This window comes from Streptomyces sp. NPDC002779 (genome assembly GCF_042888685.1).
In the GTDB taxonomy this organism is placed as follows: domain Bacteria; phylum Actinomycetota; class Actinomycetes; order Streptomycetales; family Streptomycetaceae; genus Streptomyces.
The window spans coordinates 319,701-336,662 of sequence record NZ_JBIAQC010000007.1 but is presented as its reverse complement, the minus strand read 5'-3'; the positions used below and the strand labels follow the sequence as shown (position 1 = coordinate 336,662).

Here is a 16,962-nt window from a genome sequence, read left to right as displayed (position 1 = left end):
TCAGGACTCCTGGGTGAGGGAGACGAGCACGTCGTCCCCTTCGATCTTTACGGGGTATACGGGGACGGGGCGCGTCGCGGGAAGGCCGGACGGCTTGCCGGTGCGGAGGTCGAACGCGGAGCCGTGCAGCCAGCACTCGATCTGGCAGTCCTCCACCTCGCCCTCGGAGAGCGAGACGTTCGCGTGGGAGCAGATGTCGTGGATGGCGAACACCTCCCCCTCGGTACGGACGACCGAGACCGGCGTGCCGTCGAGTTCCACCCGCCTCGGGGTGTCCTCCTCCAGCTCGCTCAGCCCACAGGCGCGTACGAAAGCCATCAGACCGTGGCCTCCAGCTCCTCGTCGATCTTCACGAGGAGCCGCTCCTCGATGTCGTCGACACCGATCTGCTGGACCAGCTCGGCGAAGAAGCCGCGGACCACGAGGCGGCGGGCGTCGTGCTCCGGGATGCCGCGGGCCATCAGGTAGAAGAGCTGCTCGTCGTCGAAGCGGCCGGTGGCCGAAGCGTGGCCGGCGCCGACGATCTCGCCGGTCTCGATCTCCAGGTTCGGCACCGAGTCGACGCGGGCGCCGTCGGTGAGGACCAGGTTGCGGTTCATCTCGTAGGTGTCGGTGCCCTCGGCCTTGGCCTCGATGAGCACGTCGCCGATCCAGACCGCATGCGCAGCGTCGCCCTGGAGCGCGCCCTTGTAGACGACGTTCGACTTGCAGTGCGGGGTGTTGTGGTCGACCAGGAGGCGGTGCTCCTGGTGCTGACCGGCGTCGGTGAAGTACAGCCCGAACAGCTCGGCCTCGCCGCCGGGGCCCGCGTAGGTGACGCGCGGGTGCAGCCGTACGAGGTCGCCGCCGAAGGTCACCACGACCGACTTGAAGCTCGCGTCCCGCCCGATCAGGGTGTTGTGCTGAGCGACGTGCACGGCCTTGTCGTCCCAGTCCTGAACGCAGACGACGGTGAGCTTGGCGCCGTCGCCCAGGAGGTAGTCGACGTTGGCGGCGAGCACCGCGTCACCGGTGTGGTCGATGACCACGACGGCTTCGGCGAAGGCGCCCAGCTCGATGACCTGGTGGCCGAAGGCGGTGCCGCCCTCGCCGTGCACCGCGATGCGGATCGGCTCGGTGAGCACGGTCTCCTTCGGCACGGTCACCACGGAGGCCTTCTCGAAGGCGGAGTACGCCTGGGCCGCGATGCGGTCCACGGGGGTGCCCGCCCGGCCGAGCCGCGCGTCGTCGCGGCCGACGGTCTCGACGACGACACCCTCGGGCGCCTCGACGGTGACCTTCACGCCGTCGCCGGTGGCGGTGGCGGTGCCGTCGTGCAGGCCGCGCAGGCGGTCCAGCGGGGTGAACCGCCACTCCTCCTCACGGCCGTGCGGGACCGGGAAGTCCGCCACGTCGAAGGAGGGGGGCGCGCTCATGCGCGTGGCGACGGTCGACTCTGCGGCCACCGCGATCTGGCCGGCGGTGGTCGAGCCCACCGGGATGTTCTGAGCCTCAGCCATGGCTGTCGGTCTGCTCTCTTCCTACGTCAGATATTCGCTAGCTGTTCCGGAGGGCGGGCGTCAGCCGACCGCGCCTTCCATCTGCAGCTCGATCAGCCGGTTGAGCTCGAGGGCGTACTCCATGGGCAGCTCCTTGGCGATCGGCTCGACGAAACCGCGCACGATCATCGCCATCGCCTCGAACTCGCTCAGACCGCGGCTCATCAAGTAGAAGAGCTGGTCCTCGGAGACCTTGGAGACGGTCGCCTCGTGGCCCATGGACACGTCGTCCTCGCGGACGTCCACGTAGGGGTACGTGTCGGAGCGGGAGATGGTGTCGACGAGCAGCGCGTCGCACAGCACGTTCGACTTGGAGCCGTGGGCGCCCTCCCCGATCTCCACCAGACCGCGGTAGGAGGTGCGGCCGCCGCCGCGCGCCACCGACTTGGAGACGATGTTGGAGGAGGTGTTCGGCGCCATGTGGACCATCTTGGAACCGGCGTCCTGGTGCTGGCCCTCGCCGGCGAAGGCGATGGACAGGGTCTCGCCCTTGGCGTGCTCGCCCATCAGGTAGACGGCCGGGTACTTCATCGTCACCTTGGAGCCGATGTTGCCGTCGATCCACTCCATGGTCGCGCCCTCGTACGCCACGGCGCGCTTGGTGACCAGGTTGTAGACGTTGTTCGACCAGTTCTGGATGGTCGTGTAGCGGCAGCGGGCGTTCTTCTTGACGATGATCTCGACGACCGCGGAGTGCAGCGAGTCCGACTTGTAGATCGGGGCGGTGCAGCCCTCGACGTAGTGCACGTAGGCACCCTCGTCGACGATGATCAGGGTCCGCTCGAACTGGCCCATGTTCTCCGTGTTGATCCGGAAGTAGGCCTGGAGCGGGATCTCGACGTGGACGCCCGGCGGCACGTAGATGAAGGAGCCGCCCGACCACACGGCGGTGTTCAGGGAGGCGAACTTGTTGTCGCCGACCGGGATGACGGTGCCGAAGTACTCCTTGAAGAGCTCCGGGTGCTCCTTCAGCGCGGTGTCGGTGTCGAGGAAGATGACGCCCTGCTCCTCCAGGTCCTCGCGGATCTGGTGGTAGACGACCTCCGACTCGTACTGGGCGGCGACACCGGCGACGAGGCGCTGCTTCTCCGCCTCGGGGATGCCCAGCTTGTCGTAGGTGTTCTTGATGTCCTCGGGCAGGTCCTCCCAGGACTCCGCCTGCTTCTCCGTCGAGCGCACGAAGTACTTGATGTTGTCGAAGTCGATGCCCGACAGGTCCGAGCCCCAGTTCGGCATGGGCTTCTTCGCGAAGAGCTTCAGACCCTTGAGGCGGAGCTTGGTCATCCACTCCGGCTCGGACTTCTTCGAGGAGATGTCCAGGACGACGTCCTCGTTGAGACCGCGCTTGGCCGCAGCACCGGCTACGTCGGAGTCGGCCCAGCCGTACTCGTACTTGCCCAGGCCCTCGAGCTCAGGGTGGGCAGTCTCCGTGGGGAGAGTCATGCGGGGTTCCTCCCGGCCGTGCTTGCAGATGCGTTGTGGGAAATCTTGGGGATGAACGTCGTGCAGACGCCGTCGCCGTGCGCGATGGTCGCCAGTCGCTGGACGTGGGTTCCGAGCAGCTGGGAGAAGATCTCGGTCTCCGCCTCGCAGAGCTGCGGGAACTTCTCCGCGACGTGGGCGACGGGGCAGTGGTGCTGGCACAGCTGTTCGCCGACCGGGGCGCTACGCGCGGTAGCAGCGTACCCGTCCGCGCTCAAGGCCCTGGCCAGGGCTTCGGTCCGCTCCTCGGGGGCGGCGGCCTCGATGGCCTCGCGGTACGCGGTCGCCTGCTCGGCGATCCTCGCGCGGGCGAAGGCGACGACGGCCTCGTCCCCGCCGAACCGCTCCTGGATGAAGCGCAGGGCGTCGGTGGCGAGCTTGTCGTAGGACTGGTCGAAGGCGTCACGTCCGCAGTCGGTGAGCGCGAAGACCTTGGCGGGGCGACCCCGGGTCCGGGCGCCGTACACCCGCTGCTCGCGCGCTTCCACGACGTCGTCGACGACGAGGGCGTCCAGATGCCGTCGTACGGCGGCCTGGGTGAGCCCCAGCCGGACGGCCAGCTCGGCGACGGTCGACGGGCCGTGATCCAGGATGGACCGCGCGACCCGGTTGCGGGTGGACCGCTCACCGGTCGCGAGCTCCTCATGGGCCTCGCCGACGTTTTTCACAACGCCATTGTTGCGTAATTCCTCAGACTCCGGCAAGCGGCACTCGAACCCGTGGACGGTGCCCTGCGTCACTTAGGTAAACCTAACGTGACCTGGGCAAACGATCTTTGATCGATCACACCCGACCGGAATCCACTGGCGCCGCGCACCCCCTTCGAGGACACTCCCCAGACATGCCCACACCCCCTCCGACCGGCCCACTTGTCACTCGGACGACCGTCGCCGACGGCCTTCGCGACCTGGGCGTCAAACCCGGTGAAATCCTCCTCGTGCACGCTTCGCTCAGCTCGCTCGGCTGGGTCTGCGGCGGCGCCGTCGCGGTCGTCCAGGGACTGCTCGACGCGCTCGGCCCCGAGGGCACGGTGGTGGTCCCCGCCCAGTCCGGCGACTTGTCCGACCCCGCCGTCTGGGGAAATCCCCCGGTCCCCGAGGAGTGGTGGGAGACGATCCGGGCCACCATGCCCGCGTACGACCCGCTGGTCACGCCCACCCGGGGGGTCGGCGTGATCCCGGAGACCGTACGGACCTGGCCCGGCGCCCTGCGCAGCGCACACCCGCAGACCTCCTTCGCCGCTCTCGGACCGCGCGCGGCCGAGATCCTGGACGGACACGCCCCGGACTGCCGGCTCGGCGAGCGGAGCCCGCTGGCGCGGCTGGAGGCGCTGCACGCGCGCGTGCTGCTGCTCGGTGCCGGCTACGACGCCTGCACCAGCTTCCACCTCGCCGAATACCGCATCCCCGCTCCCCGCGTGACGGTGGGCCGCCCCGGCCTGCGCGGCTGGGAGACCGTCACCGAGGTGTCGATCAGCTCGGACCGCTTCGACGAGCTGGGTCACGACTTCGAGCGGGACCGTCCCGTCGTCCGTGGCCGGGTGGGCGCGGCCGGTGTGCGGCTGTTCCCCATGGCGGACGCGGTGGGCTACGCGCGGCGGTGGCTCCAGACGCACCGTCCCTGGGAGGAGACCTGAACCCGGCGCTCCCGGCGGGCGGGCGGCTACCTAGACTCTTGAGCCATGCGAACTGACCCCGTGGTCCAGGTCCGGGCCCTGGTGAAGCGGTACGGCACGAAGACCGCGGTGGACGGCCTCGACCTGGTGGCCCGGGCGGGCGTGACCGCCGTACTGGGGCCCAACGGCGCGGGCAAGACGACCACGGTCGAGACCTGCGAGGGATACCGCAGGCCGGACTCCGGGACGGTACGGGTGCTGGGCCTGGACCCGGTGCGGCAGTCCGCCGAACTCCGCCCGCGGATCGGCGTCATGCTCCAGTCCGGCGGCGTGTACTCCGGCGCCCGCGCCGACGAGATGCTCCGCCACGTGGCGAGGCTGCACGCCCACCCCCTGGACGTGGACGCCCTCATCGAGCGGCTGGGCCTGGGCGGCTGCGGCCGGACCACCTACCGTCGGCTCTCCGGCGGCCAGCAGCAGCGGCTCGCGCTCGCCATGGCCGTCGTGGGCCGCCCCGAGCTGGTGTTCCTGGACGAGCCGACCGCGGGGCTCGACCCGCAGGCCCGCCGCTCGACCTGGGACCTGGTCCGCGATCTGCGCGCCGACGGGGTCTCCGTCATCCTCACCACCCACTACATGGACGAGGCCGAGCAGCTCGCCGACGACGTGGCGATCATCGACGCCGGCCGGGTCATCGCCCAGGGCTCCCCCGAGGAGCTGTGCCGCGGCGGCGCCGAGAACACCCTGCGCTTCTCCGGCCGCCCCGGCCTGGACGTCGGCTCCCTGCTCAAGGCGCTCCCCGCCGAGTGCACGGCCGCCGAGCTGACCCCGGGCTCGTACCGGGTGGCCGGGAAGGTCGACCCGCAACTGCTCGCCACGGTCACCTCCTGGTGCGCCCAGCACGGGGTGATGCCGGACCGGATCTCGGTGGAGCGGCACACCCTGGAAGACGTTTTCCTGGAGCTCACAGGCAAGGAACTGCGCTCATGACCGCCGGTACTTACACACCGAGGCCCGGGGCCGCCCCGCTCCCCCGCATGATCATGGCGCAGGCCGCGCTGGAGACGAGGATGCTCCTGCGCAACGGCGAGCAGCTGCTGCTCACCGTGATCATCCCGACCCTGCTGCTGGTGCTGTTCTCCACGGTGGACATCGTCGACACCGGCGAGGGCGAGGCCGTGGACTTCCTCGCCCCCGGCATCCTCGCGCTCGCGGTGATGTCGACCGCGTTCACCGGCCAGGCCATCGCCACCGGCTTCGAGCGGCGCTACGGCGTGCTGAAGCGGCTCGCCGCCTCCCCGCTGCCGCGCTGGGGCCTGATGACGGCGAAGACGCTGTCGGTCCTGGTCACCGAGGTGCTCCAGGTGCTCCTGGTGACGGTGATCGCCTTCACGCTCGGCTGGGACCCGCAGGGCAGTCCGGCGGCCGTGGTGCTCCTGCTGATCCTGGGCACGGCCGCCTTCTCCGGCCTGGGCCTGCTGATGGCGGGCACGCTCCCGGCGGAGGCCACGCTCGCCGCCGCCAACCTGGTCTTCCTGCTGCTGCTCCTGGGCGGCGGGGTCGTCGTGCCGCTGGACAGGTTCCCGGACGCGGCGCAGGACGTGCTCGGGCTGCTGCCGATCGCGGCGCTGTCGGACGGGCTGCGGGACGTGCTGCGGCACGGGACCGGGATGCCCTGGGCCGATCTGGGGATCCTCGCGGTGTGGGCGGTGGCCGGGCTGGCCGCGGCCGGGAAGTTCTTCCGCTGGGAGTAACCCCTCGTGAAAGCGTGCACAAGCCCGGGCCTACGATAGGTCGCGTGCCGAATCTGACCCGCGCCGACGCCGTAGCGGCCGTGCGCAACCCGCTCGCCTTCATCGCCGCACGCTGGACCCCGGATCCCAGGACGGTCCGGCGGGCGGCGCTCGCCGCGCTCGTCATGTCGGTGGTCATCGTGGTCACCGGCGGAGCGGTGCGGCTGACCGGCTCCGGGCTCGGCTGCCCGACCTGGCCGAAGTGCACCGAGGACTCGATCAACAACACCGCCGAGATGGGCATCCACGGCTACATCGAGTTCGGCAACCGCCTGCTGACGTACGTGCTGTGCGCGGCCGTCGGCTGGGCGATCATCGCCGCCCGCTCGCAGAAGCCGTACCGGCGCAGCCTGACCCGGCTGGGCTGGACGCAGTTCTGGGTGGTGATGGGCAACGCCGTTCTCGGCGGGATCGTCGTGCTCGTCGGCCTGAACCCGTACACGGTCGCCGCGCACTTCCTGCTCTCCTCGGCGCTGATCGCGGTCGCCACGGTGATGTGGCAGCGCACCCGGGAGGGTGACACCGAGCCCCGTCCGCTGGTGGGCAAGGCGGTGCAGCAGCTGGTCTGGGTCCTGGTCGCGGCGAGCGTGCTGCTGATCGCGGTCGGCACGGTCGTCACCGGGGCCGGACCGCACGCGGGCGACTCCAGCGAGGTCGAGCGCATGCCCCTGGACTGGGAGAGCGTGAGCAAGCTGCACGCGGTCCTGGCCTGGATCGTGGTGACCCTGACCTTCGCCCTGTGGTTCGTCCTCAAGGCGGTCGACGCGCCGAAGGGCCCGCCGGCCCGCACCCGGGACCTGTTCCTAATCCTGCTGGCCCAGGGTGCCGTCGGCTACATCCAGTACTTCACGGACCTGCCCGAGGTCCTGGTCGGCCTCCATATGTTCGGCTCCTGCCTGGTGTGGATCGCTGTCCTGCGGGTGCTGCTGTCGCTGCGCGAGCGTCCGGTCACCGACCCGGCCGTCCCGGCCCCGGCCCTCACCGACCGGCTCGAACCCGCCTCCGGCTGACCGCGGCGCGATCAGTCCAGCCCGTACACCCGCCGGGCGTTCCCCGCCGCGATCAGGCCCGCCACCCGCTGGGCGTCCGCCAGGGACCAGGCGTCGTCCGCGACCCAGGTGCCGAGGACCCGGGCGAGGGCCTCGCGGAAGAGGCGGGCGCCCACGACGTGGAGTTCCGGGAGTTCCTGGCCGCCGCTGGAGAAGAGGATCTTGCCGAAGGGGGCGAGTTCCAGGATCTCCGCGAGGACGGTCGCCGCGCGGGCGCCGGTGCGGACCAGGGTGGCGCCCGAGTCGGCGTAGACATGGGGGAAGACGCCGGCCAGGTGGGCGGCGTGCCGGTGGTACGGGTAGCCGTGCAGCAGGACCAGGTCCGTGCCGAGGCCCGCCGTGGCGCGGACGAAGTCCGTGAGCAGCACCGGATCCGTACGGTCGATGCGCAGGCCCGGCTCGCCCAGGCCCGCGTGCAGCTGGAGCGGCAGCCCCGAGGCCACCGCGCTCCACAGCAGGTGCCGCAGCAGTACCGGGTCGGTCACCTCGCCGCCCACCCGGCGGGCGGCCAGCCAGCGCCCCGCCGCGCCGCGCACCTCGCCGGGCCCCGGCGGCTCCGGCGCCAGCGCGAGGCCGTGCCGTACGCCCGCGACCGACGTGAAGGCGACCGCGTGCGCGGCGGCGCCGTGCACCGATTCGGCGAGGTTGGCCAGGAAGGACTCGACGGTTCCCGAGGTGTCGGCGACCTGTTCCGCGAGGAGTTCCAGGCGCACGATCTCGTGCGCCCGCGCGGCCCCGGTGCTGGCCAGTTCGTCGGGTCCGGTGAGGTCGCCGGGGACGCCGGTGTCGACCAGGTACGTGGTGATGCCGCTGCCGCGCAGCAGTCGCCGGCCCGCCTCCAGGACGCCCAGTTCACGGCGCCGGGCGAGATAGCGGGCGGGTGGGCAGTGCGGTTCCAGGCCGAGCAGCGGGGGGCACCAGCGCCGTACGGCGAAACCGGTCTGCGTGTCGAAGAGGGTCGTGCCGGGGGCGGGCGGGCCCTCGGTACGGGCGAGTCGGGCCTCGAAGGTGCCGAGGCCCAGCTCGGTGCGGAGCACTCCGTGGCAGTACTGGTCCACGAGGGACGACGTTTCGATCATCCGGACTCCCCGTGCTCGCCTTTACGGGGCTTAACGGGTGAACCGGTGCCAGGGGTGCGGCCGGGATTCCTCAGCCGGCCGGTATTTCCTCAGCCGTTCTTCGGGCCGCCGACCTGGATTCCGGCCATCCGGGACCACTCGTACGGCCCCGTCTTCACCTTCGCCGCGAACTCGCCGTCGAACTCTTCGTGAACAGTGATGCCGGCCTGCCGCACCGCCTGTTCGGCGATCGCGTACGTCGGGGCCACCAGGTCGCCCCAGGCGCCGTCCTCGCCGACGAGGACGATCCGGGCGCCGCGCTCGCCGAGATAGGCCACCTGGCCCTCGGCGCCGCCGTGTGCCTTGGAGAAGGCGCCGATCTGCTTGGCCAGCTTGGCCGCCCGGCGCTCGGCCTTCGCGTCAACCGCTTGCGTGTCTGCCATGGCCAGGATGCTACCGACGAGTAGATCAAAGGGCGATCCCGGGGCGGAGTGACCCTTACCTCAGGAAGGGGTCCACCGCGACGGCCACGAACAGCAGCGAGACATAGGTGATGGACCAGTGGAACAGCCGCATCTCCTTCAGCTTCGCGCCCGTCACCTCGGCCTTCGCCCGGTTCTGCAGGGCGTGCGCCTCCCACAGCCACCAGCCGCCCGCCACCAGGGCGACCAGCGTGTAGAACCAGCCCGTGTAGCCGAGCGGGGTCAGCAGCAGCGAGACCGCGACCATGACCCAGCTGTAGAGCACGATCTGCTTGGCGACGGTCTTGTTGGAGGCGACGACGGGGAGCATCGGCACGCCCACGCGCGCGTAGTCCTCGCGCACCTTCATCGACAGCGGCCAGTAGTGCGGCGGCGTCCAGAAGAACATGACGAGGAACAGCACGACCGGCGCCCACGACAGCGAGTTCGTGACGGCGGACCAGCCGATCAGCACCGGCATGCAGCCCGCGATGCCGCCCCACACGATGTTCTGCGAGGTGCGGCGCTTGAGGATCATCGTGTAGACGACGACGTAGAAGAGAAGCGCGCCGAGGGCGAGCCAGGCGCTCAGCCAGTTGACGGTCAGGCCGAACAGCAGCGTGGAGACGACCGCCAGGGTGATGCCGAAGGCCAGGCACTCGCGCGGGCTGACCATGCCGGTGACCAGGGGGCGCTGCGAGGTGCGGTCCATGAGTGCGTCGATGTCGCGGTCGATGTACATGTTGAGCGCGTTGGCGCCGCCCGCGGAGAGATAGCCGCCGAGGCAGGTCAGGAGGACGAGGCCGAGGTCGGGCACGCCCTGCTGCGCCAGGAACATCACCGGAACGGTGGTGATCAGCAGCAGTTCGATGATCCGCGGCTTGGTCAGCGCCACGAACGCCTTGACCCGGGCCCCGATCGGCCGCCGGCTCGGGCTCTGGCTCGCCCCGATAATCCCCGCTGGACGGGATTCAACGGCCGTCACGCACACCCCTGACAGAGACTCCCAGCAAGCCTCCCGGTGTGAAGTCCCGGTAAAGGCTCGCGCGTACCACGCCACTGTAGACGTTGCCCAGACCCCGGCATTCGCGGGGGTGGCTTCGTGTTGGCACGCTCCGCTGGAAGAGCCGGTCGGCACTCGATTGAGCACTCGTTCGAGCGGCTTCGCATTCACTTGCCGAACGCGGTACGGACCAGTCGGGAGGCGGATGCCGACGAGTCCCGGCAGTCTGGAATGACTCGAAAAAACGCACGTACATACGGGGGTAGGCTCGACAACGGCCGGGGCGCCCCGTGCACCGGCAATTCGACATGCGTGACATGTGGAGAGGAGCCCTGACCCAGGGTGAGCACCAAGCCGACCACCACAGACCTCGAGTGGACCGAACTGGACCAGCGGGCCGTGGACACCGCCCGCGTCCTGGCCGCCGACGCCGTACAGAAGGTCGGCAACGGCCATCCCGGTACGGCGATGAGCCTTGCGCCCGCCGCGTACACCCTCTTCCAGAAGGTGATGCGGCATGACCCGGCGGACGCCGACTGGGTCGCCCGGGACCGCTTCGTGCTGTCCGCGGGCCACTCGTCCCTGACCCTCTACACCCAGCTGTACCTGGCCGGCTTCGGCCTGGAGCTGGACGACCTGAAGTCCTTCAGGACGTGGGGCTCGAAGACCCCCGGTCACCCGGAGTACGGCCACACCACGGGCGTGGAGACCACCACCGGCCCGCTCGGCCAGGGTGTCGCCAACGCGGTGGGCATGGCGATGGCCGCCCGCTACGAGCGCGGTCTGTTCGACCCGGAGGCTCCGGCCGGTGAGTCGCCGTTCGACCACTACATCTACTGCATCGCCGGTGACGGCTGCCTCCAGGAGGGCATCTCCGCCGAGGCATCCTCGCTCGCCGGGCACCAGCAGCTCGGCAACCTGATCCTGCTGTGGGACGACAACCACATCTCGATCGAGGGCGACACCGAGACGGCCGTCTCCGAGGACACCGTCAAGCGCTACGAGGCCTACGGCTGGCATGTGCAGCGTGTCGAGCCGCAGGCCAACGGCGACCTCGACCCGGCCGCCCTCTACGCCGCGATCCAGCAGGCCAAGGCCGTCACGGACCGGCCGTCGTTCATCGCGATGCGCTCGATCATCGCCTGGCCGGCCCCGAACGCCCAGAACACCGAGGCCGCGCACGGCTCGGCGCTCGGCGACGACGAGGTCGCGGCCACCAAGCGCGTCCTCGGCTTCGACCCGGAGCAGAGCTTCGAGGTCGCCGACGAGGTGATCGACCACACCCGCCAGGCGCTGGAGCGCGGCCGTCAGGCCAAGGCGGAGTGGGAGAAGTCCTTCCAGGAGTGGCGCAACAGCAACCCCGAGCGCGCCGCCGAGTTCGACCGCATCAGCAAGGGCGAGCTGCCCGAGGGCTGGGAGTCGGCGATCCCGGTGTTCGAGCCCGGCAAGGGTGTCGCCACCCGTGCCGCGTCCGGCAAGGTGCTCCAGGCGCTCGGCCCGGTGCTCCCGGAGCTGTGGGGCGGCTCGGCCGACCTGGCCGGCTCCAACAACACGACGATCGACAAGACGTCGTCGTTCCTCCCGGCGGGCAACCCGCTGCCGGAGGCGAACCCGTACGGCCGCACGATCCACTTCGGCATCCGCGAGCACTCCATGGCCGCGGAGATGAACGGCATCACGCTGCACGGCAACACCCGCGTCTACGGCGGCACCTTCCTGGTGTTCTCCGACTACATGCGCAACGCCGTACGGCTGTCGGCCCTGATGCACCTGCCGGTGACGTACGTGTGGACGCACGACTCCATCGGTCTCGGCGAGGACGGCCCCACCCACCAGCCGGTCGAGCACCTGGCCTCGCTGCGCGCCATCCCGGGCCTGAACGTGGTCCGCCCGGCCGACGCCAACGAGACCGCCATCGCCTGGCGAGAGATCCTCAAGCGGTACACGAAGGTCTTCGGCAAGGGTGCCCCGCACGGTCTGGCGCTGACCCGCCAGGGCGTGCCGGCGTACGAGCCCAACGAGGACGCCGCCAAGGGCGGTTACGTCCTGTTCGAGGCCTCGACGGGGACGCCCGAGGTGATCCTGATCGCGACCGGTTCCGAGGTGCACGTGGCCGTCGCGGCGCGCGAGCAGCTCGAGGCCGACGGGGTGCCGACGCGGGTCGTGTCGATGCCGTCCGTGGAGTGGTTCGAGGAGCAGGACCAGGGGTACCGGGACAGCGTTCTGCCCCCCGCGGTCAGGGCGCGTGTCGCGGTCGAGGCCGGCATCGGGCTCACCTGGCACAAGTACGTCGGGGACGCCGGTCGGATCGTTTCCCTGGAGCACTTCGGTGCTTCGGCCGACGGCAAGGTCCTTTTCGAGGAGTACGGCTTCACTGCGGAGAACGTGGCCGCGAAGGCGCGGGAATCCCTCGCTGCCGCCCAGCGCTGACGCTCACATACGACACGTAGGAGATGTAATTCCATGACAGACGCACTCAAGCGCCTCTCCGAGGAGGGCGTCGCGATCTGGCTGGACGACCTGTCGCGCAAGCGGATCACGTCCGGCAACCTCGCCGAGCTGATCGACCAGCAGCACGTCGTGGGCGTCACCACCAACCCGTCCATCTTCCAGAAGGCCATCTCGCAGGGCGACGGCTACGACCAGCAGCTGTCGGACCTCGCCGCCCGCAAGGTGACCGTCGAAGAGGCCGTCCGCATGATCACCACGGCGGACGTCCGCGACGCCGCCGACATCCTGCGCCCGGTCTTCGACGCCACGAACGGCCAGGACGGCCGCGTGTCGATCGAGGTCGACCCGCGTCTGGCCCACCACACCAAGCCGACGGTCGCCGAGGCCAAGCAGCTGGCCTGGCTGGTGGACCGGCCCAACACGCTGATCAAGATCCCGGCCACGATGGGCGGCCTGCCGGCCATCACCGAGGTGATCGGCCTCGGCATCAGCGTCAACGTCACGCTGATCTTCTCGCTGGAGCGCTACCGCCAGGTCATGGACGCCTACCTGTCGGGCCTGGAGCAGGCCAAGGAGAGGGGTCTGGACCTCTCCAAGATCCACTCGGTGGCCTCCTTCTTCGTGTCCCGCGTGGACACCGAGATCGACAAGCGGCTGGACGCGCTCGGCACCGACGAGGCCAAGGCCGCCCGCGGCAAGGCCGGCGTCGCCAACGCCCGGCTCGCCTACCAGGCGTACGAGGAGGTCTTCTCCTCGGACCGCTGGCTGGCGCTGGAGAAGGCGGGCGCCAACAAGCAGCGTCCGCTGTGGGCCTCCACCGGCGTGAAGGACCCGGCCTACAAGGCGACCCTGTACGTCGACGAGCTGGTCGCGCCGAACACGGTGAACACCATGCCGGAGGCCACGCTGCAGGCCACCGAGGAGAGCGGCCAGATCCGCGGCAACGCCGTCGCCGGGACCTACGAGCAGGCCCGCGCCGAACTCGACGCCGTCGAGAAGCTCGGGATCTCGTACGACGAGGTGGTGCAGCTGCTGGAGGAAGAGGGCGTCGAGAAGTTCGAGGCGTCCTGGAACGACCTGCTGAAGTCGACCGAGGCGGAGCTTCAGCGCCTCGCCCCCTCGGAGGGCTGACATCTTGTCGAGCAGCAACCCGCTGCGTGACCCCGCCGACCGACGGCTCCCGCGTATCGCGGGGCCGTCGGGCCTGGTCATCTTCGGCGTCACGGGCGATTTGTCACGAAAGAAGCTCATGCCCGCCGTGTACGACCTCGCGAACCGGGGTCTGCTGCCACCGGGCTTCTCGCTGGTCGGTTTCGCCCGGCGTGAGTGGCAGCACGAGGACTTCGCCCAGGAGGTCCACGACGCGGTCAAGGAGCACGCCCGGACCCCCTTCCGCGAGGAGGTCTGGCACCAGCTCATCCAGGGCATGCGATTCGTCCAGGGCACGTTCGACGACGACGACGCCTTCGAGCGGCTGCGCGACACCATCCAGGAGCTGGACAAACAGCAGGGCACGGGCGGCAACTTCGCCTTCTACCTGTCGGTGCCGCCGCGCTCCTTCCCGGTGGTCATCCAGCAGCTGAAGAAGCACGGTCTCGCCGACCAGACGGGCGGCTCCTGGCGCCGCGCGGTCATCGAGAAGCCCTTCGGCCACGACCTGAAGTCGGCCGAGGAGCTCAACAAGGTGGTGCACGAGGTCTTCGCCCCGGACCAGGTCTTCCGCATCGACCACTACCTGGGCAAGGAGACCGTCCAGAACATCCTGGCGCTGCGCTTCGCCAACACGATGTTCGAGCCGATCTGGAACCGGTCCTTCGTGGACCATGTGCAGATCACGATGGCCGAGGACATCGGCATCGGCGGCCGGGCGGGCTACTACGACGGCATCGGCGCCGCCCGTGACGTCATCCAGAACCACCTGCTCCAGCTGATGGCCCTGACGGCCATGGAGGAGCCCGCCTCCTTCGACGCGGACGCGCTGGCCGCCGAGAAGACCAAGGTGCTCGGTGCCGTACGGCTGCCGAAGGACCTGGGCCGGGACACCGTGTTCGCGCAGTACGCGGCCGGCTGGCAGGGCGGTGCGAAGGCGGTCGGCTACCTCCAGGAGGAGGGCATCGACGCCAAGTCGAAGACCGACACCTACGCCGCGGTCAAGCTGGAGGTCGACAACCGCCGCTGGGCGGGCGTCCCCTTCTACCTGCGCACCGGAAAGCGCCTCGGCCGCCGGGTCACCGAGATCGCGGTGGTGTTCCAGCGGGCGCCACACTCCCCCTTCGACCACACGGCGACGGAGGAGCTGGGCAAGAACGCGATCGTGATCCGCGTCCAGCCGGACGAGGGCGTCACGGTCCGCTTTGGCTCCAAGGTGCCCGGCACCTCCATGGAGATCCGGGACGTGTCCATGGACTTCGCCTATGGCGAGTCCTTCACGGAGTCCAGCCCGGAGGCGTACGAGCGCCTCATCCTGGACGTCCTGCTCGGCGACTCGAACCTCTTCCCGCGCACGGAGGAGGTCGAGCTGTCCTGGAAGATTCTCGACCCGATCGAGGAGTACTGGGACAAGAACGGCACTCCGGCCCAGTACCCGGCCGGTACCTGGGGGCCCGTCGAGGCGGACGAGATGCTCGAGCGAGACGGACGGAGCTGGCGCCGGCCATGAAGACAGACCTGACGGACACCACGGCCAGCAAGATAAACAAGGCCCTCGTCCAGAGCCGCCGGGCCATCGGCACGCCTGCCGTGGGCATGGTGCTCACGCTGGTCATCGTGACGGACGAGGAGAACGCGTACGACGCGCTCAAGGCCGCCAACGACGCCTCGCGCGAGCATCCCTCGCGCACGCTCGTGGTCATCAAGCGCGTCTCGCGTTCCCCCCGGGACCGCACGAAGTCCCGGCTGGACGCCGAGGTGCGGGTGGGCGCGGACGCGGGCACCGGCGAGACGATCGTGCTGCGGCTGTACGGCGATGTCGTCGGCCACGCCCAGTCGGTGGTCCTGCCGCTGCTGCTGCCGGACGCGCCGGTCGTGGTCTGGTGGCCGGTGGACGCGCCGCTGGACCCGGCCAGCGACCCGCTGGGCGCCCTGGCCCAGCGCCGGGTGACCGACACCTACGCCTCCGAGCAGCCGGTACGGGACCTGGAGGCCCGGGCCGGCGCCTACACCCCCGGCGACACGGACCTGTCGTGGACCCGCATCACGCCCTGGCGCTCGATGCTGGCCGCGGCGCTGGACCAGGTCACCTGCGAGGTCAAGGGCGTCGAGGTGGAGGGCGAGGAGTTCAACCCGAGCTGTGAGCTGCTGGCGATGTGGCTCGCGGACCGGCTCGACGTCCCCGTGAAGCGGTCGCTGTCGGCGGGCCCCGGTCTGACGGCGGTACGGATGACCACCGACTGCGGTCCGATCGTGCTGGACCGGGCGGACGGCTCGCTGGCGACGCTGTCCATCGAGGGCCAGCCCGACCGTGCCGTGGCGCTGAAGCGGCGGGACACGGCCGAGCTGATCGCGGAGGAGCTGCGGCGGCTCGACCCGGACGACACCTACGCCTCGGCGCTGAAGTTCGGGGTGGAGCGGCTGAACGCGGAGGCCGAGAAGGCGGTGGCCGAAGAGGGGCCCGTCGCGGTGGAGACACCCGTGGAGGAGGCCGCGAAGGCCCCCGCCAAGAAGGCCGCGAAGAAGGCTCCGGCGAAGAAGGCCCCCGCGAAGAAGGCGACGGCGAAGTGAGCACTCCGCAGCTGGTCGTGCACCACGACAAGGAGCTGATGGCGCAGGCCGCGGCGGCCCGGCTGATCACGAAGATCGTGGACGCCCAGACCTCCCGGGGCTCCGCGTCGGTGGTCCTCACCGGGGGCCGCAACGGCAACGGCGTGCTGGCCGCGCTGGCGGCGGCCCCGGCCCGGGACGCCATCGACTGGGGGCGCCTGGACCTGTGGTGGGGCGACGAGCGGTTCCTGCCCGAGGGGGATCCGGAGCGCAATGTCACGCAGGCCCGCGAGGCCCTGCTGGACTCGGTGCCCCTGGCCCCCGAGCGGGTGCACGCCATGCCCGCCTCGGACGGCCCGTACGGCGCCGACGCGGACGCGGCGGCGGCCGCCTACGCCGCCGAACTGGCCCGCGCGGCAGGCCCCGAGAACCACGGCGCGGTTCCGACGTTCGACGTCCTGATGCTGGGCGTCGGGCCGGACACGCACGTGGCGTCGCTGTTCCCGGAGCTGCCGGCGGTCCGCGAGACCGAGCGGACGGTGGTCGGCGTGCACGGCGCGCCCAAGCCCCCGCCGACCCGGATCACCCTCACCCTCCCGGCGATCCGGGCGGCCCGTGAGGTGTGGCTGCTGGCGGCCGGCGAGGACAAGGCCCAGGCCGCGGCCATCGCCCTGTCGGGCGCGGGCGAGGTCCAGGCCCCGGCGGCGGGCGCGCACGGCAGGCAGCGCACCCTGTGGCTGCTGGACACGGCGGCGGCCGGCCGGCTCCCGCGGTCGCTGTACCCGCCGGCGTCCGCGTAGGACGAAGAGCGGT

General features: G+C 70.5%; 16 protein-coding genes. 9 read left to right on the top strand and 7 right to left on the bottom strand.

The window, feature by feature from the left end:
* From ACFYW5_RS21975 to ACFYW5_RS21960, 4 genes are read right to left on the bottom strand one after another with little or no spacing between them, the layout of a single operon-like run.
* Positions 1-318, bottom strand: a complete 318-nt coding sequence (locus tag ACFYW5_RS21975; protein ID WP_389418726.1) for a non-heme iron oxygenase ferredoxin subunit — start codon at positions 316-318, stop codon at positions 1-3.
* Positions 318-1,499, bottom strand: a complete 1,182-nt coding sequence (sufD, locus tag ACFYW5_RS21970) for a Fe-S cluster assembly protein SufD (protein WP_389418725.1) — start codon at positions 1,497-1,499, stop codon at positions 318-320. Before sufD ends, ACFYW5_RS21975 begins: the two co-directional genes overlap by 1 nt.
* 60 nt (positions 1,500-1,559) lie before the next feature.
* Positions 1,560-2,981, bottom strand: coding sequence for a Fe-S cluster assembly protein SufB (sufB, locus tag ACFYW5_RS21965; protein ID WP_389418724.1), 1,422 nt, complete (start codon positions 2,979-2,981; stop codon positions 1,560-1,562).
* A complete protein-coding gene (locus tag ACFYW5_RS21960) occupies positions 2,978-3,688 on the bottom strand; it encodes a helix-turn-helix transcriptional regulator (protein WP_389418723.1) in 711 nt (236 codons plus the stop codon). The genes sufB and ACFYW5_RS21960 overlap by 4 nt, the downstream gene beginning before the upstream one ends.
* Before the next feature lie 173 nt (positions 3,689-3,861).
* Between ACFYW5_RS21960 and ACFYW5_RS21955 the strand changes: the two genes are divergently transcribed.
* Genes ACFYW5_RS21955 through ACFYW5_RS21940 form a run of 4 tightly spaced genes read left to right on the top strand, consistent with a single transcriptional unit; the run spans position 3,862 to position 7,438 of the window.
* The gene (locus ACFYW5_RS21955; protein WP_389418722.1) at positions 3,862-4,656 is read left to right on the top strand and encodes an aminoglycoside N(3)-acetyltransferase; all 795 of its coding nucleotides are present in this window, start codon (positions 3,862-3,864) and stop codon (positions 4,654-4,656) included.
* A gap of 45 nt (positions 4,657-4,701) precedes the next feature.
* Positions 4,702-5,625: an ABC transporter ATP-binding protein gene (locus ACFYW5_RS21950; protein WP_389418721.1), complete on the top strand. Its 924-nt coding sequence runs from the start codon at positions 4,702-4,704 to the stop codon at positions 5,623-5,625.
* Complete coding sequence (locus ACFYW5_RS21945; protein ID WP_389418720.1) at positions 5,622-6,389, top strand: ABC transporter permease; 768 nt, start codon at positions 5,622-5,624, stop codon at positions 6,387-6,389. Before ACFYW5_RS21950 ends, ACFYW5_RS21945 begins: the two co-directional genes overlap by 4 nt.
* 53 nt (positions 6,390-6,442) lie before the next feature.
* Positions 6,443-7,438: a heme A synthase gene (locus tag ACFYW5_RS21940; RefSeq protein ID WP_389418871.1), complete on the top strand. Its 996-nt coding sequence runs from the start codon at positions 6,443-6,445 to the stop codon at positions 7,436-7,438.
* Between the two features lie 11 nt (positions 7,439-7,449).
* Here ACFYW5_RS21940 and ACFYW5_RS21935 read toward each other — a convergent pair whose 3' ends face one another.
* From ACFYW5_RS21935 to ACFYW5_RS21925, 3 genes are all read right to left on the bottom strand, one after another.
* A complete protein-coding gene (locus ACFYW5_RS21935) occupies positions 7,450-8,556 on the bottom strand; it encodes an amidohydrolase family protein (RefSeq protein WP_389418719.1) in 1,107 nt (368 codons plus the stop codon).
* Positions 8,557-8,645: 89 nt separating this feature from the next.
* Entirely contained in the window at positions 8,646-8,978 is a 333-nt protein-coding gene (locus ACFYW5_RS21930; RefSeq protein WP_389418718.1) for a hypothetical protein, read from the bottom strand.
* Between the two features lie 55 nt (positions 8,979-9,033).
* Positions 9,034-9,987: a heme o synthase gene (locus tag ACFYW5_RS21925; protein WP_389418717.1), complete on the bottom strand. Its 954-nt coding sequence runs from the start codon at positions 9,985-9,987 to the stop codon at positions 9,034-9,036.
* A 354-nt stretch (positions 9,988-10,341) separates the two neighbouring features.
* On the opposite strand from ACFYW5_RS21925, the gene tkt reads away from it, so the two are divergent.
* From tkt to pgl, 5 genes are read left to right on the top strand one after another with little or no spacing between them, the layout of a single operon-like run.
* On the top strand, positions 10,342-12,429 hold the full coding sequence (gene tkt / locus ACFYW5_RS21920; RefSeq protein WP_389418716.1) for a transketolase: 2,088 nt from the start codon (positions 10,342-10,344) through the stop codon (positions 12,427-12,429).
* 33 nt (positions 12,430-12,462) lie between these two features.
* On the top strand, positions 12,463-13,581 hold the full coding sequence (tal, locus tag ACFYW5_RS21915) for a transaldolase (protein ID WP_389418715.1): 1,119 nt from the start codon (positions 12,463-12,465) through the stop codon (positions 13,579-13,581).
* A 4-nt stretch (positions 13,582-13,585) separates the two neighbouring features.
* On the top strand, positions 13,586-15,109 hold the full coding sequence (gene zwf, locus ACFYW5_RS21910; protein WP_389418714.1) for a glucose-6-phosphate dehydrogenase: 1,524 nt from the start codon (positions 13,586-13,588) through the stop codon (positions 15,107-15,109).
* The gene (gene opcA / locus ACFYW5_RS21905) at positions 15,106-16,170 is read left to right on the top strand and encodes a glucose-6-phosphate dehydrogenase assembly protein OpcA (protein WP_389418713.1); all 1,065 of its coding nucleotides are present in this window, start codon (positions 15,106-15,108) and stop codon (positions 16,168-16,170) included. The genes zwf and opcA overlap by 4 nt, the downstream gene beginning before the upstream one ends.
* Entirely contained in the window at positions 16,167-16,949 is a 783-nt protein-coding gene (gene pgl / locus ACFYW5_RS21900) for a 6-phosphogluconolactonase (protein ID WP_389418712.1), read from the top strand. The genes opcA and pgl overlap by 4 nt, the downstream gene beginning before the upstream one ends.
* The last annotated feature ends 13 nt before the right edge of the window (positions 16,950-16,962 follow it).

Excerpts from the sequence above, each read along its gene's own strand:
- ACFYW5_RS21975 (WP_389418726.1), bottom strand. The coding sequence starts at position 318 with ATGGCTTTCGTACGCGCCTGTGGGCTGAGCGAGCTGGAGGAGGACACC.
- sufD (WP_389418725.1), bottom strand. The coding sequence starts at position 1,499 with ATGGCTGAGGCTCAGAACATCCCGGTGGGCTCGACCACCGCCGGCCAG.
- sufB (WP_389418724.1), bottom strand. The coding sequence starts at position 2,981 with ATGACTCTCCCCACGGAGACTGCCCACCCTGAGCTCGAGGGCCTGGGC.
- ACFYW5_RS21955 (WP_389418722.1), top strand. The coding sequence starts at position 3,862 with ATGCCCACACCCCCTCCGACCGGCCCACTTGTCACTCGGACGACCGTC.
- ACFYW5_RS21950 (WP_389418721.1), top strand. The coding sequence starts at position 4,702 with ATGCGAACTGACCCCGTGGTCCAGGTCCGGGCCCTGGTGAAGCGGTAC.
- ACFYW5_RS21945 (WP_389418720.1), top strand. The coding sequence starts at position 5,622 with ATGACCGCCGGTACTTACACACCGAGGCCCGGGGCCGCCCCGCTCCCC.
- ACFYW5_RS21935 (WP_389418719.1), bottom strand. The coding sequence starts at position 8,556 with ATGATCGAAACGTCGTCCCTCGTGGACCAGTACTGCCACGGAGTGCTC.
- ACFYW5_RS21930 (WP_389418718.1), bottom strand. The coding sequence starts at position 8,978 with ATGGCAGACACGCAAGCGGTTGACGCGAAGGCCGAGCGCCGGGCGGCC.
- tal (WP_389418715.1), top strand. The coding sequence starts at position 12,463 with ATGACAGACGCACTCAAGCGCCTCTCCGAGGAGGGCGTCGCGATCTGG.
- opcA (WP_389418713.1), top strand. The coding sequence starts at position 15,106 with ATGAAGACAGACCTGACGGACACCACGGCCAGCAAGATAAACAAGGCC.